Genomic DNA, 13,360 nt, shown 5'->3' with positions numbered 1-13,360 from the left:
TGCCGGTCAAACCTATTTCACTGGATTGGCCAGGTTCTGCTTGAAGAACATCTCGATTTTCTTGTACACGTGGCGCTGGCCCGCGCGCGACGAGATGCCGTGCTTGGCGCCAGGATACGTCATCAGGTCGAATTGCACGCCGCGGTTCACCAGCGCGTCGATCAGGCGCGTGCTGTTGCTGAACAAGACGTTATCGTCGGCCATGCCGTGCACCAGCAGCAGCGGCGACTTCAGGCCGTCCAGGTGGGCGAACACGGTGCTGGCCTTGTAGCCATCGACGTTTTCCTTCGGCATGCCGAGGAATTGCTCCGTGTAGTGGGTGTCGTACAGCGACCAGTCGGTCACGGGCGCCACGGAAACGCCCATGGCGATCTTGTCGGACGCGGCCGACAGCAAGCGCAGGGTCATGAAGCCGCCGTAGCTCCAGCCGAAGACGCCGATGCGTTTCGGATCGACGAAGCTTTGCTTGCCCAGCCAGTCGATGCCCACCAGCTGGTCGGCCACTTCCGCCGCGCCCAGGTTGTGATAGATGGCGTCCGTGAACGCGCGCTCGCGGCGCGACGAACCGCGGTTATCGAGGCGGAAGACGACAAAGCCCTGCTGCGCCATGTACTGGTCGAAGTTGTTGCCCCAGCGGCGAGCCACGTGCTGCGAGTGCGGGCCGCCATACGTCGACAGGTAGACGGGATAGCGTTTGCCCGCGTCGAAGTTCGACGGCTTGACGATCGAATAGTGCAAGGTCTGGCCATCGTTGGCCTTCAGGGTGCCGTATTCGGTCGGCAGGTGGTCCGCCTTGTACTTGTAGTACGGATGGCTGGCGTTCAGCGCGTTTTCTTCCAGCCAGCCCACCATGGCGCCGTCCGGACGGCGGATGCTCACTTGCGGCGGCGTGGCCGGGTCGGAATACGTGTCGACGAACACTTCGCCATTGCGCGAGAACGTCGTGTCGTGCCAGCCATCGGCCTTGGTGACGCGCTGCGGCTTGTCGGCCGTGCTGCCATCGAGGGCCAGGGCGTAGGTCTGCTTGTCGATGACGGCATCGCGGTTCGACGATACGTAGACCTTGCCCGTCTTCTGGTTCACGGCCAGCACGCTGTCGATGCCCCACTCGCCGGAAGTGACCGGGTGCAGCAGCTTGCCGCCCATGTCGTACAGGTACAGGTGGTTGCGGCCCGTGCGCTCGGACGACCACAGGAACTGGCCGTTCGGCAGGAAGCGCAGGTCGTCATGGATGCTGACCCAGGTCTTTGACGTTTCCGTCAGCAAGGTGCGCTGCGCCAGGGTGGCCGCATCGACGGCGACCAGGTCGAGGGTCTTCTGGTCGCGCGACTGGCGCTGGTACACGAGCGACTTGCCGTCCGCGCTCCAGTCGGCGCGCACCAGGTAGATGTCCGGGTTCGTGCCCAGGTCCACCTGGCGCTGCGCGCCCGTTTCCGGCGAGACGATCAGCAGCTGCACCAGCACGTTCGGGTCGCCCGCAGCCGGGTAGCGCTGCTCGACGACGTCGGTGCGGTCGGCGAAGATTTCGAAGCGGCGCACGACGGGCACGGGCGCTTCGTCATAGCGTTTATAGGCGATGGCGGAATCGTCGGGAGCCCAGTAGTAGCCGGTGCGCTGACCCATTTCTTCCTGCGCCACGAATTCGGCTTCGCCGTTGCGGATGGTGCCCTTGCCATCGGTCGTCAGCTGGCGTTCCTTGTTCGTCTTGAGGTCGATCACATAGATGTTTTGATCGCGCACAAACGATACGTAGCGGCCTTTCGGCGAGATTTTCGGATCGAGTACATTGCCCTTGGCGACCAGGCGCGCCTTGTCCGGGTGGGCCGCGTCGACCAGGTACAGATTGCCGGCCAGCGGCACCAGCAGCTGCTTGCCGTCCGGCGACCAGCTGTAGCTGAGAATGCCGTTCAGGCTGGCCGTGCGCTCGCGTTCGCGGCGCGCCTGCTCTTCGGGCGAAATCGTTTCATTCGGCACCAGCGCCTTCGAGTCGACCAGGCGGTGCGTGCTCTTGTCCTTCAGCTTGAATTCCCACAGGTCGAGCTGGAACTGGTTGTCCGCGCGGCCGCGCAGGAACGTGACGCGCTCGCCATCGGGCGAGACCTTCAGGTTGCGCACGCCGGGGCCGGCCAGCGCCGGATCGGCGTGGATGCGTTCCAGGGTCAGCTTTTCAGCCGATGCGGGAACGCTGGCCATCGCGGCCAGAAAACAAAGAATAAAACGCATGGATGTCTCGGTGATTGTAAAGGGATGTCAAGAAGATGCTTGACAGCAAACGATACCAGAGCACGGCGTTTAATGCGATAGGGCCAGCCACGGAATAATCCGGCAATTGCCTTCTTTACTTTGGCGGAAAGAGTGCGGCGCTGGGGCTTTGTATGGCGAAGCAGGGAGGGCGGCATGCATAAATTGCGCGCCACCCTGTGTTCCATGCATTGTTTCAATGCGCCGCGCGCAGGCGCTGCAGCGACAGCCGGTTCAAGTACCAGGTCAGCAGCACGGCGGCGACCGTCAAACCCGTGACGAGGCCGATCCAGAAACCGGCAGCGCCCATCGGCTCGGCCGGCGACCAGGGGAAGCCGGCCGGCGCGAGGCCCAGCACGTAGCCGATCGGCAGCGAGAAGCCCCAGAAGGCCAGCAGCTGGATCAGCATCGGCTGGCGCGTCACCTTGTAGCCGCGGATGGCGCAGGACGTGGCCACCTGCGTCGCGTCGGACAGCTGGAACAGGGCGGCGAACAGCAGCAGCTGCGCGCACAGGGCCTGCACTTGCGGGTCGGACGTGTAGGCTTGCGCGATCTGGTGGCGGAACACGGTGATGACGGTGGCCGAGACGATGGCCGCCGTCAGCGACATGGCCACGCCCACCCACGAAATGAAGCGCGCGCGGCGCAGGTTGGCTTCGCCCACGGCATGGCCCACGCGCGTGACCAGCGCGATGCCGAACGTGAGCGGCACCATGAAGACGACGGACGAGAAATTCAGGGCGATCTGGTGCGCGGACACCTGGATCACGCCGAAGCGCGCCACCAGCAGGCTGATGACGCCAAACGCGCTCACTTCGGCAAAGTAGGTCACGCCGATGGGCAGGCCCAAACGCAGCATGGGGCCGATGGACGACAGCTGCGGCCCTTCCCAGTGCGTGAACGGGTACGTAGCGCGGTAGGCGGGCGCGATCTTGATCCAGGCCAGCATGGCCAGCAGCATCATCCACACGCAGCAGGTGGTGGCCACGGCGCAGCCCACGCCGCCCATCTTCGGCATGCCCCAGTGGCCGTAGATCAGCAGGTAGTTGACGAGGATATTGAGGCCCAGCGCGGCCAGCGCGATGACCATCACGGGCTTGGTCTGGTTGATGCTGGTGCTGTAGCCGTACAGCGCGCGGTAGGCGGCGAACGGCGGCAGCGCGCAGCTGATGATGTGCACGAACAGCTTGGCCTTGGCAGCCACGTTTGGCTCCAGCATCAGGTGGTCGAACACCAGCGCCGCCATGTTCGTCAGCAGGCAAGCCACGAGGCCCACGAGCAGCGCCTTCCACAGCGACTGGCGCACGATGTGCGGCACCCGGTCGTGGCGCGCGGCGCCGATTTCATGCGCCACCAGCGTATTGATCGCCATCATGATGCCGCTCACGGTGACGAGTACGATGGACCAGATGGCCGCGCCCAGCGAGACGGCGGCCAGTTCCTCGGGATTCGTATGGCCCGTCATCGCCACGTCGGCCGCGCCCATGCCGACGGTGGCCAGCTGGCCGATCAGGATGGGCCACGCCAGCTTCCACAGCGAAGAAATTTCAGTACGGACGGCGGGCGGGGTGAACGAGGTAGTGTGTGGCATGGTCGGCAAGCTTGACTAAACACAAGATTCTACCGGCATTCGCCGTGCTTGTCCGCCGTGCCGCCCCCGGGGGCGGCGCGCGGTAATCATTTGTTACAGCTAAGTGGGCCAGTCGCGGATAGACTGCGCGCTCTATTTGGCAAGATGACCAAATAGTCAACCGCAGTACCCTGACTATGGAGTAAGACCATGTTGAAGAAAGCTTTGAACTGCGCCCTGCTGCTGGGCGCCGCCATGACGGCCGAACTGGCCGGCGCCGGCGAACTGACCCTGTATTCGCGCGACGATTATCACGGCCGCTCGCACACCGTGCGCGACGCCGTCGCCGACCTGGAAGAGGTCCGTTTCAACGACACGACGCAAAGCATCCGCGTGCGCTCGGGCCGCTGGGAAGCGTGCGAGGAAGCCGATTTCCGCGGCGCCTGCTTCCTGCTCGAGGCGGGCGAATATCCGTCGCTGGACGGCCATGCCAACAAGATCACCTCGCTGCGCGAAGTGCGCGGCGGCTGGGATGGTTATCCGGGCCGCGACCGCGACCGGGGGCGCGACTGGGACGGCCGCCGTGACCGCGACCGCGAGCGCGGCCATTTGCCGGGGCGCTCGCTGGGCGGCGAACTGACCTTCTATACGCGCGACGATTTCGCCGGCCGCAGCTTGACCGTGCGCAATGCCTCGGCCGATTTGCGCGAGCGCGATTTCAACGACACGGTGCAAAGCGTGCGCGTGCGCTCCGGCTATTGGGAAGTGTGCGAGGACGTGGATTTCCGCGGCCGCTGCCGCACCCTGGAACCCGGTGAATACGCGAGCCTGGAGCGCCTGAGCAACCGCATCTCGTCGGTGCGCGAAGTGCGCTGACGCGGGGCAGCGCGTCAGCGAAATGGCAATAACCGGCTCCCGCAGGGCCGGTTATTGCTTTTGGTAACAATTTGTTGTCCTTTTCTCATACTTTGTTACACCGTTTTTTCTACGGATGGCTACACTGGCATCAGTTGTCATGTCGATCACTTGCCTTTGCCGCCACCGGAGACCGCCCCATGAATCGCCCGTTCGCTTTTGCCCTGCTGTGCGCCAGTTCGCTGTTTGTCCACCTCGCGGCGCAGGCCGGCGAGATCCGCCTGTACACCGACGATAATTTCAAGGGCAGGGTGGTGGTCTTGCGCGATACGACCGATGACCTGTCGCGCGTCAATTTCAATGACGCCGCGTCGAGCATCCAGGTCGAGTCGGGCAGCTGGGAAGTGTGCACGAATTCCGATTTCAAGGGCGATTGCAAGACGCTGGAACGCGGCGACTACCGCTCGATGCCGGGCATGAACGACAAGATTTCATCCGTGCGCGAAGTCGGCGGCAGCAGCAGCAGCAGCAACGGCGGCCGCCGCGCGGCGCTGGAACTGTATGCGGACGGCGGCCAGCGCGGCGCGTCTGCCGGCATCAACGCGGACCGCGACGACCTGGTCGACATCAGCTTCAACGACCGCGCCAGCAGCGCGCGCATCGAATATGGCTACTGGCAGCTGTGCAGCGATTCCAACTACCGCGGCAGCTGCCGCGTGTTCGGACCTGGCACCCACGATGACTTGGGCAGCCTGAGCGGGCGCGTGTCGTCCGCGCGCATGGTCGATCCGCGCGAAGAGAACCGTCCGCAAAATAACGAGGGACTGGTGGTGCTGTACGGCCGCGCGTTCCTGAATGGACCCGGGCTGCAGGTGAACCGCGACGTCAGCGACCTGGTGCGCCTGAACTTCAACGACCAGGCGGCCTCCATGACCATCCACGAAGGCACCTGGGAAGTGTGCACGGACTCGCAGTTCAGCGGCACCTGCGAACGCATGGGACCGGGCAAGTATGAAACCCTGGGCGCGACGCTGGAAAAGCGCATTTCCTCGCTGCGTCGCCTGTATTGAATGCGCGACCGGGCCTTCGCCGAGGCCTTGTATTTGTTACACTAACACCCTGGCGTTTTGGCCAGGCGAATCATCACCAAAGAATGAAGAATGGAGTTAATCATGACGGGCCCTTTCAAACACGCGCTGGCATGCGCGGCGACCTTGCTGCTCTCGCTGGGGGCGCATGCAACCGCCCATGCGGGCGATATCACCTTGTTCGAGGATGATAATTTCCGGGGCCGCGCCGTGAACCTGCGCGAGACGACGGACGATTTGTCGCGCTTTGGCTTCAACGACAAGACATCGAGCATCCTGGTGCGTTCGGGGACCTGGGATGTGTGTACCGATGCCGGCTTCCGCGGCAATTGCAAGACCCTGGGGCCGGGCGAGTACCGCTCGATGCCGGGCATGAACGACGCCATCAGTTCGGTGCGCGAATCGGGGCGCGGCGACGGCTACAATCCGGGACGCCCCGGGCGCGATCCGGACCGCGGCCATGGCGGCTATGGCCGTGGCGGCACCCTGGAAGTGTATTCGGGCGCGGGGCAGAATGGCGGCTCGGCGCGCCTGAACCGCGATACGGACGATTTCGTCAGTATCGGCTTCAACGACCGCACCACGAGCATCGTCATCTACAACGGCTACTGGCAGCTGTGCAGCGATTCGAACTACAACGGCGTGTGCCGCATCTTCGGCCCCGGCCGCCACGACGACCTGGGGCGCGGCCTCGATGGGCGCGTCTCGTCGGCGCGCATGGTCGACGAGCGCGAAGCGCGCCGCCAGCAGCAGTATGAGCAGCAGTACCAGCGGCCGCAATACGAGCAGCAGTATCCGCAACAGCAGTATCCGCAACAGCAGTACCAGCAGCGCGGCGCCGTCCTGCTGTTCCCCGAAGCGGGCATGCGCGGCGAACCGCTGGCGCTGGACCGCAATGCGGAAGACTTGGTGCGCTACAACTTCAATGACCGCGCCTCGTCCATCGTCGTCAACGAGGGGCAGTGGGAAGTGTGCAGCGATTCGAACTTCCGCGGCCGCTGCGAAGTGATCGGGCCGGGAGAATACGGCCGCCTGAACAGCATGGAAAACCAGATTTCCTCGCTGCGCCGCGTGCGCTGATCGCGCCTTGACGCGATACTGACAGGCCGCCTGCCGGGTTGATCCCGCCAGGCGGTTTTTACATTCCCTGCCGTGTGCTGACATTTGCTTGCCCTTTGTTACACTCGCCGCCTGTCGCCTGGACTACACTGGCGAAAATGTCTCAGTATTGGAGTTGTCATGGTTCGATCTTTCCGGCCCGCGCTGCTGTGCGCCGCCACCTTCCTCGCCCCCCTTGCCGCATCGGCGGGCGAAATCACCCTGTTCGAGGATGCCGGTTTCCGCGGCCGTCCGGTCACCCTGCGTTCCGATGCGGGCGATCTGTCGCGCATGGGCTTTAACGACAAGACCTCCAGCATCATCGTGCGCTCGGGCACCTGGGAAGTGTGCAAGGACGCCAATTACCGTGGCAATTGCCGCACCCTGGGACCGGGCCGCTACGACACCATGCCGGGCATGAACGACGCCGTTTCCTCGGTGCGCGAAGTGGGCCGGCCGGGTCACGGCGGCGGCGATCACCGTCCCTACCCGCCGCGGCCGAACCGTCCGTATCCGGAGCCGGAACGCCCATACCCTGGCCACGGCCATGGCGGCGGCCACCGTCCCGACATGAACGGCGCCGTGCTGATGTTCCCCGATGCGGGCATGCGCGGCCGGCCCGTGCGCCTGGACCGCGAAGTGCGCGACTTGAGCCGCTATGGCTTCAACGACCGCGCCGAATCGATCGTCGTCAATTACGGCCGCTGGGAATTCTGCGTCGACGCCAACTTCCGCGGCCGCTGCGTGGTGATGGGGCCTGGCAGCTATGGCCGCCTGCACCATGGCCTGGATCGCCGCATTTCCTCGCTGCGCCGCGTGCGCTAGACCTTTTCCGCTGCCCTTGCACCGCCCGCGCGACCCGTGTCCCGCGGGCGGTTTGGTTTGTGCGTCCGCTGTCCTTCGGCCAATTCGTGTACTCTTCCTACAGGCACTTCAACCATGGGGAGCAGGCACGGTGGAATACAAGGATTATTACAAGGAGCTTGGCGTCGAAAAGACGGCGACCGAGGCCGAGATCAAGAAGGCGTACCGCAAGCTGGTACGCAAATACCATCCCGACGTGAGCAAGGAGCCGGACGCCGACAAGCGCACCAAGGCCCTCAACGAAGCCTACGGCGTGCTGGGCGACGCGGAAAAGCGCGCCGCCTACGATGAACTGGGCCGCAGCGCGCAGGGCCATCCCAAGGGAGAGCCCTTCCGCCCGCCGCCGGACTGGGGTTCAGGCTACGAATCGTCGGGCGCCGACGACAGCGACTTCTTTGCCGACCTGTTCGCCCACGTGGGCGGGCGGCGCCGCGCCAACAGCACGTTCCAGATGCAGGGCGAAGACAGCCACGCCGCCATCACCATCGATTTGCAGGACAGCTACCAGGGCGCCAAGCGCCATATCGTCATGCGCGTGCCCGAGGCGGATGCGCAAGGCCACGTGGTGACGCGCGAGCGCACGCTGGAAGTGACGATACCGAAAGGCGTCACGGAAGGCCAGCAGCTGCGCATGAAGGGGCAGGGCAATCCGGGCAGCGGCGGCGCGCCGGCCGGCGACCTGTACCTGGAAATCCGCTTCCGGCCCGATGCGCGCTACAAGGTGGAAGGGCGCGACGTCTTCGAGACGGTGCCCGTCACGCCGTGGGAAGCGGCGCTGGGCGGCGAGATCGACGTGCCCACGCCATCGGGCACGGTCTCCGTCAGCGTGCCGCCCAATTCGCAGACGGGGCGCAAGCTGCGCCTGAAGGGACGGGGCATCCCCGCCGCCCAGCCGGGCGACCTGTATCTGCTGCTGGAAGTGGTGCTGCCGCCGGCGAACGATGACAAGGCGCGCGAACTGTATGCAACCATGGCGCGCGAGATGGCTTTCAATCCGCGCCAGAAGCTGGGAGGGTAAATCATGACAAACAAGGTAATTGGCGAATTGCTGGAAGACCGTGCCCTGAGCCTGGAAGAACTGGCGCGCGCCTGCGCCGTGGAGCCGGACTGGGTGGTGCAGCACGTGCAGACGGGCGTGCTGCTGCAAAATGGCCCGCCGGCGGGGCAACTCACGGCCTGGCGCTTCACCAGCCTGGACCTGGTGCGCGCGCGCCGCCTGCACGAAATCGAATCCGTGTTCGACGCGAACGCCGAACTGGCCGCGCTGGTGGTCGACTTGTCGGAAGAAGTGGCGCGCCTGCGGCGCCGCCTGCACGTGCTGGGCGTCGATTAGGCCTTATGCCGGCTCGCCGTGCCGCTGCACGGTGAGCCGGGCAATATAGAACTGCCCGTCGACGACCACCCGGTGCGGGATGCCGGCCACGTCGAAGCCGGGGCCGCCGTCTTCCATCCATTCCTGCGCCAGCGAATCGAATTGCTGCGGCGTCATGCGCAGCATCTGCGCCGTGATGACGAAGCGCGCGCCAGGTTTTTGTTTGTTGACGAAGTCGTCGATGCCGGCCATGTGGTTCCTTCTGATGCTGATCAATGTATGCGCGCATGATACCCGCCCGCGCGCGCTTCTAGAAGACTTGTGCCAGTAGCGGCAACTGTTCCGCAAACCGCTCCGTCAGCCACTTGCCCGCCTGGCCCGGCGGCGTGTCGGCGCGCTGGATCAGATAAATCGGGTAATTCTCGCCATTGTCGACGGCCAGCGGCAGGTGCACCAGGCGGCCTTCCGCCAGGTCGTCGCGCACCATCGCTTCGGGCATGTTGCCCCAGCCCAGGCCCGCGCGCAGCAGTGCGTGCTTGGAACCGAGGTCGCCCAGGCGCCAGTTGCGCAATCCCAGCACGCCGAAATCCTGGCCTTCCGTCAGCACGCTGCGGTCGCTGAGTACCAGCTGCACGTGTTCGCGCGCCACGTTGGAGGCGATCGGGCCTGCCAGCTGCGCCAGCGCGTGGCTGGGCGCGGCCACGGGAATCAGGCGCACGTGGCCCACGGCCAGGCGCTCGAAGACGCTGGCCGTGGCCGTCATCCAGCCACCGAGGCCGATGTGGCAGCTGCCATCCATCACCAGTTGCGCCACGGCGCCCATGGCCTCGATGCGCAGGCGCAGGGCGACGGTGGGGAACTGCGCCTGGAACGCTTCGAGCACGCGCACCAGCACGCAGGTGGGAAACATCACGTCGACCACCACCGACACTTCCGCCTCCAGCCCGCCGGCCAAGGCCTTGGCGCGCGCGCGCATGCCGTCGACCTTCAGGGCCACGGCGCGCGCGTCGGCCAGCAGGGCCTTGCCCGCGTCCGTCAGGGTGGGCTTGCGCTTGCCGCGGTCGAGCAGCACCACGTTCAGTTGTTCTTCCAGGTTGGCGATGGTGTAGCTGATCACCGACTGCGTGCGGTGCAACTGGCGCGCCGCGTGGGCGAAACCGCCCGCGTCGATGACGGCGACAAACACGCGCAACTGGTCGAGCGAAGGCTGGCCCGGTTCTCTCATGCTGACTCCATATCCAGAAATTCGATGCTAATCATTTATATTTACACGGTTTTCTCGATGGTAGACCCGAACTATGCTGTGTGCAAGGGCTGCGATGCGGCCATTCCCGTCACCCATCTTCACAGGAGCACTTCATGAGCAAGGTCTTATACATTAATAGCAGTGTGCGCAACAGCGGTTCCCTTTCTCGTCAATTGTCCGGCGAATTCGTCGCCAAACTGGCCGCGCAAGGGGCCAGCGTCGTCGAACGCGACCTGGCGGCGCAGCCCGTGCCGCACTTGACGGAAGAGGTGATGGGCGCCTTCTTCACCCCGACCGACCAGCGCAGCGCGCAGGCGGCAGCGGCCGTGCAATTGTCCGATACCCTGGTCGACGAATTGCTGGCGGCCGACGTGCTGGTGCTGGCCGCGCCCATGTACAACTTTTCCGTGCCCTCGACCCTGAAGGCGTGGATCGACCACGTGGCGCGCGCGGGCCGCACGTTCCAGTACACGGCGACGGGCCCGGTCGGCCTGGCCACGGGCAAGAAAGCGGTCATTTTCACGGCCAGCGGCGGCGTCTACAGCGAAGGCCCCGGCGCCGCGTATGACTACCTGAGCACTTATCTGCGCACGGCGCTGGGCTTCATCGGCATCACCGAGATCGAGTTCGTGCAAGCCGAAGGCGTGGCCATGGGCGAGGAAGCCGTCAGCAGCGCGATCGCCAAGGGCCGCGCCTCGATCGAAGCCCTGGCTGCCTGAGTCAGGCTCGCCTCTAGTTCCAAAGGGGGATTGCCAATCTGCCATGGTTGACATAAGCTTGCCGGCGGCACGCCCCGTGCCGGCCCGGCGAGCGGTTCGCCATGAAAGTCCCTCATGCACAAGTTGGCAAGCGCGGTATTGTTCGGATGTTCTTTGTTTTCAGCAGGCATTGCGCTGGCGCAAACTGCGCCAGCTGCGCCGTCCCACGTGGGGCGCCATGCTTCCACACCCGAAGATATCCGCGCCATTGAAAAAGTCGTCGCCGACTTCCAGGCGGCCCTGATCGCCAAGGATGTCAAGCTGCTCTCGTCGCTGCTGCTGCATACGAACATCCTGTTCGCCTCGCCTGCCGACGACGATTTCATCAAGAAAATGCGCGACACGACGGACGTCCACTTCGACGGCGTCGGGGCGGCCGGCTATGTCGGTTTCGCCAACTTCATCAAGCGTGAACCCCAGCGCACGGAAGAAAAATTCTACAACGTCAAGATCACCCAGGACCGCCATGTCGCGTGGGTCAACTTCGACTACGAATTCCTCGTCGGCAATAAATTGTCCAACTATGGCGTGGAAGCGTGGCAAATGGTCAAGCGCGATGGCGAATGGAAAATCCTCAGCGTCGTGTGGTCCATGCATTCCGCGGCCGAGGCCGGAAAGTAGGGGGCCGGCGACGCCGTGTCAGTCGCGCGGCAGCTCGCGAATTTCCACCGTCCCCCCTGCGTTCAGTACGGGGTTTCCGATTAACAATTTTTTTGCATCGTCTATACTTTCAGCTTGTACACGTATATAACCTGACAAGTGTGGCGTGACCGGTTTGGCCTGGCCGGACCGGTGCACGCAGATACCGGGACCGATGGAACTGCCGCCGCAGAAGCGGCCGCTGGCCCTGAGCATGGCGAAGTAATCTTCCCAGGCCGGCGTGGCGACGTCCACTGGTGTTTCCGTGTCGTCGTGCATGAAGATGAGGTAGTCATTCATCCATTTTCTCCTGTGCCGCGTTATAAAAACAAAGCCGCATCGGGTATCCCGAGCAGGCGTGAACGCATGGTTTTACCTTTTTACCGCGTCAGTCCGTAGAGACAAGCTGTCCGGCCATGTCATTTTTGGAGCGAACATCGTGCCGATAAAGTATGTTGATTTTTATGAGGTGAATTACACGGCGGAACCCTTGCGGGGCTGCAAGCTATGGGGCGCCTACGTCGCCATCTATGCCCCGTCGCGTAACCCCATGCACCGGGTCAACCTGGTGAAAAAGCGCCGGGTGTCGGCCGACCACCAGTTTACAACGGAAGCGGACGCCGTGGCGGAAGCGGGCGAGGTGGCCGTCAAGCTGGTCGAGCGGCGCCAGCGCCGCTATGTCTTCCACCCCTGAAGCATCGCGTGGCTTGTTTCGGTGCAAGTTATTGCGAATGAGCACAGTCCGGGCTTAGCCGGTGCAGGCGCGCCGGCGCAGTTGCCCGTATCATGCGAACTATTGCCACGCCAGAGGACCGCCATGAAACGCCAGTTGCACCTGCTCGTCATCGATCCGCAAAACGATTTTTGCGACTTGCCTGCCGCATGGCTGCCGCCAGACGCCGCACCGGCGCTGGCCGTGTCCGGCGCCCACGCCGACATGCTGCGCGTGGCGCAACTGATCCGCGAAGGGGGCGGAGGTTTGACGCAGATCAGCATCACGCTCGATGCGCACCACCGTTACGACATCGCCCACCCCGCCTTCTGGCGCACGGGCGATGGCGGCGCCGTGCCGCCGTTTACCCAGATCAGCGCGCAGCAGGTGCGCGACCGCCTGTTCCTGCCCGCCGCCAGCGGCGCCTTGCCGCGCGCGCTGGCCTATCTGGATGCCTTGCAGCAAGCGGGGCGCTATCAATTGATGGTGTGGCCCGTGCATTGCGAGATCGGCAGCTGGGGGCAGAATGTCCACGCGGCCGTGCGCGCCGCCTACAACGCGTGGGAAGTGGAGCGGCTGCAAGTGGTGGCCAAGCTGAGCAAGGGTTCGAACCCATGGACCGAGCATTACTCGGCCGTCATGGCGGAAGTGCCCGATCCGCAGGATGCGGCCACCCAGCTCAACCGCGCCTTCCTCGATACCTTGCTGCCGGCGCAGCAGATTTATGTCACCGGCGAAGCGGGCAGCCATTGCGTGAAAGCCAGCACCGAGCACATCGCCGACTACCTGCAAGCGCAGCAGGGACCGCAGGCGCTGGCGCGCCTGGTCTTGCTGACGGACTGCATGAGCCCTGTCACGGGCTTTGCATCACAGCAGCGCGACTTCCTGGCCGCCATGCAAGCGCGCGGCGCGCGGCTGGCCACCTCCGCCGACGTCTTGCCCGAACTGCAGGCGAACGCGATTGCCTGAGCCATTGT

At 64.4% G+C, this 13,360-nt stretch carries 15 protein-coding genes; 10 read left to right on the top strand and 5 right to left on the bottom strand.

Translation table 11 applies throughout. The features are described from left to right. Positions 1-12: 12 nt before the first annotated feature. On the bottom strand, positions 13-2,223 hold the full coding sequence (locus VPH40_RS17725) for a S9 family peptidase (RefSeq protein WP_328574084.1): 2,211 nt from the start codon (positions 2,221-2,223) through the stop codon (positions 13-15). Positions 2,224-2,437: 214 nt separating this feature from the next. Then, positions 2,438-3,832 carry an MATE family efflux transporter gene (locus VPH40_RS17720; RefSeq protein ID WP_328574083.1) on the bottom strand — a complete coding sequence of 465 codons (1,395 nt, stop codon included), beginning with the start codon at positions 3,830-3,832 and terminating at the stop codon, positions 2,438-2,440. Between the two features lie 189 nt (positions 3,833-4,021). On the opposite strand from VPH40_RS17720, the gene VPH40_RS17715 reads away from it, so the two are divergent. The 6 genes from VPH40_RS17715 (at position 4,022) to VPH40_RS17690 (ending at position 9,049) form a co-directional block, all read left to right on the top strand. Further along, a complete protein-coding gene (locus VPH40_RS17715) occupies positions 4,022-4,687 on the top strand; it encodes a beta/gamma crystallin family protein (protein ID WP_099665187.1) in 666 nt (221 codons plus the stop codon). A 179-nt stretch (positions 4,688-4,866) separates the two neighbouring features. Then, positions 4,867-5,736, top strand: a complete 870-nt coding sequence (locus tag VPH40_RS17710; RefSeq protein WP_328574082.1) for a beta/gamma crystallin-related protein — start codon at positions 4,867-4,869, stop codon at positions 5,734-5,736. A 102-nt stretch (positions 5,737-5,838) separates the two neighbouring features. Beyond that, a complete protein-coding gene (locus VPH40_RS17705) occupies positions 5,839-6,834 on the top strand; it encodes a beta/gamma crystallin-related protein (protein ID WP_180278612.1) in 996 nt (331 codons plus the stop codon). A 159-nt stretch (positions 6,835-6,993) separates the two neighbouring features. Then, positions 6,994-7,677, top strand: coding sequence for a beta/gamma crystallin-related protein (locus VPH40_RS17700; protein WP_328574081.1), 684 nt, complete (start codon positions 6,994-6,996; stop codon positions 7,675-7,677). 130 nt (positions 7,678-7,807) lie between these two features. After that, positions 7,808-8,734: a DnaJ C-terminal domain-containing protein gene (locus VPH40_RS17695; RefSeq protein ID WP_176374871.1), complete on the top strand. Its 927-nt coding sequence runs from the start codon at positions 7,808-7,810 to the stop codon at positions 8,732-8,734. Positions 8,735-8,737: 3 nt separating this feature from the next. Further along, a complete protein-coding gene (locus VPH40_RS17690) occupies positions 8,738-9,049 on the top strand; it encodes a MerR family transcriptional regulator (RefSeq protein ID WP_099665182.1) in 312 nt (103 codons plus the stop codon). Positions 9,050-9,052: 3 nt separating this feature from the next. Here the strand turns inward: VPH40_RS17690 and VPH40_RS17685 are convergent, their stop codons facing one another. Both VPH40_RS17685 and VPH40_RS17680 read right to left on the bottom strand, forming a co-directional pair. Next, positions 9,053-9,280 (bottom strand): hypothetical protein, encoded by a 228-nt coding sequence (locus VPH40_RS17685; protein ID WP_099665181.1) that lies wholly within the window; start codon positions 9,278-9,280, stop codon positions 9,053-9,055. A 58-nt stretch (positions 9,281-9,338) separates the two neighbouring features. Then, positions 9,339-10,253 carry a LysR family transcriptional regulator gene (locus tag VPH40_RS17680; RefSeq protein WP_305054407.1) on the bottom strand — a complete coding sequence of 305 codons (915 nt, stop codon included), beginning with the start codon at positions 10,251-10,253 and terminating at the stop codon, positions 9,339-9,341. Positions 10,254-10,387: 134 nt separating this feature from the next. On the opposite strand from VPH40_RS17680, the gene VPH40_RS17675 reads away from it, so the two are divergent. Together VPH40_RS17675 and VPH40_RS17670 are read left to right on the top strand one after the other, a co-directional pair. Then, entirely contained in the window at positions 10,388-10,993 is a 606-nt protein-coding gene (locus VPH40_RS17675) for an FMN-dependent NADH-azoreductase (protein ID WP_328574080.1), read from the top strand. Between the two features lie 153 nt (positions 10,994-11,146). Further along, the gene (locus VPH40_RS17670; protein WP_289899961.1) at positions 11,147-11,653 is read left to right on the top strand and encodes a nuclear transport factor 2 family protein; all 507 of its coding nucleotides are present in this window, start codon (positions 11,147-11,149) and stop codon (positions 11,651-11,653) included. A gap of 18 nt (positions 11,654-11,671) precedes the next feature. On the opposite strand, the gene VPH40_RS17665 is transcribed toward VPH40_RS17670, so the two are convergent. Beyond that, positions 11,672-11,971, bottom strand: a complete 300-nt coding sequence (locus VPH40_RS17665) for a hypothetical protein (RefSeq protein WP_099665177.1) — start codon at positions 11,969-11,971, stop codon at positions 11,672-11,674. A 139-nt stretch (positions 11,972-12,110) separates the two neighbouring features. On the opposite strand from VPH40_RS17665, the gene VPH40_RS17660 reads away from it, so the two are divergent. Together VPH40_RS17660 and VPH40_RS17655 are read left to right on the top strand one after the other, a co-directional pair. Beyond that, positions 12,111-12,365, top strand: a complete 255-nt coding sequence (locus VPH40_RS17660) for a hypothetical protein (protein ID WP_099665176.1) — start codon at positions 12,111-12,113, stop codon at positions 12,363-12,365. A 123-nt stretch (positions 12,366-12,488) separates the two neighbouring features. Further along, entirely contained in the window at positions 12,489-13,352 is an 864-nt protein-coding gene (locus tag VPH40_RS17655; RefSeq protein WP_328574079.1) for a cysteine hydrolase, read from the top strand. The last annotated feature ends 8 nt before the right edge of the window (positions 13,353-13,360 follow it).

The organism is Janthinobacterium sp. P210005, assembly GCF_036231865.1.
Lineage (GTDB): Bacteria > Pseudomonadota > Gammaproteobacteria > Burkholderiales > Burkholderiaceae_D > Janthinobacterium > Janthinobacterium kumbetense.
Note: the sequence above shows the minus strand (reverse complement) of the source record. Positions and strands in the feature narration are given on the sequence as shown.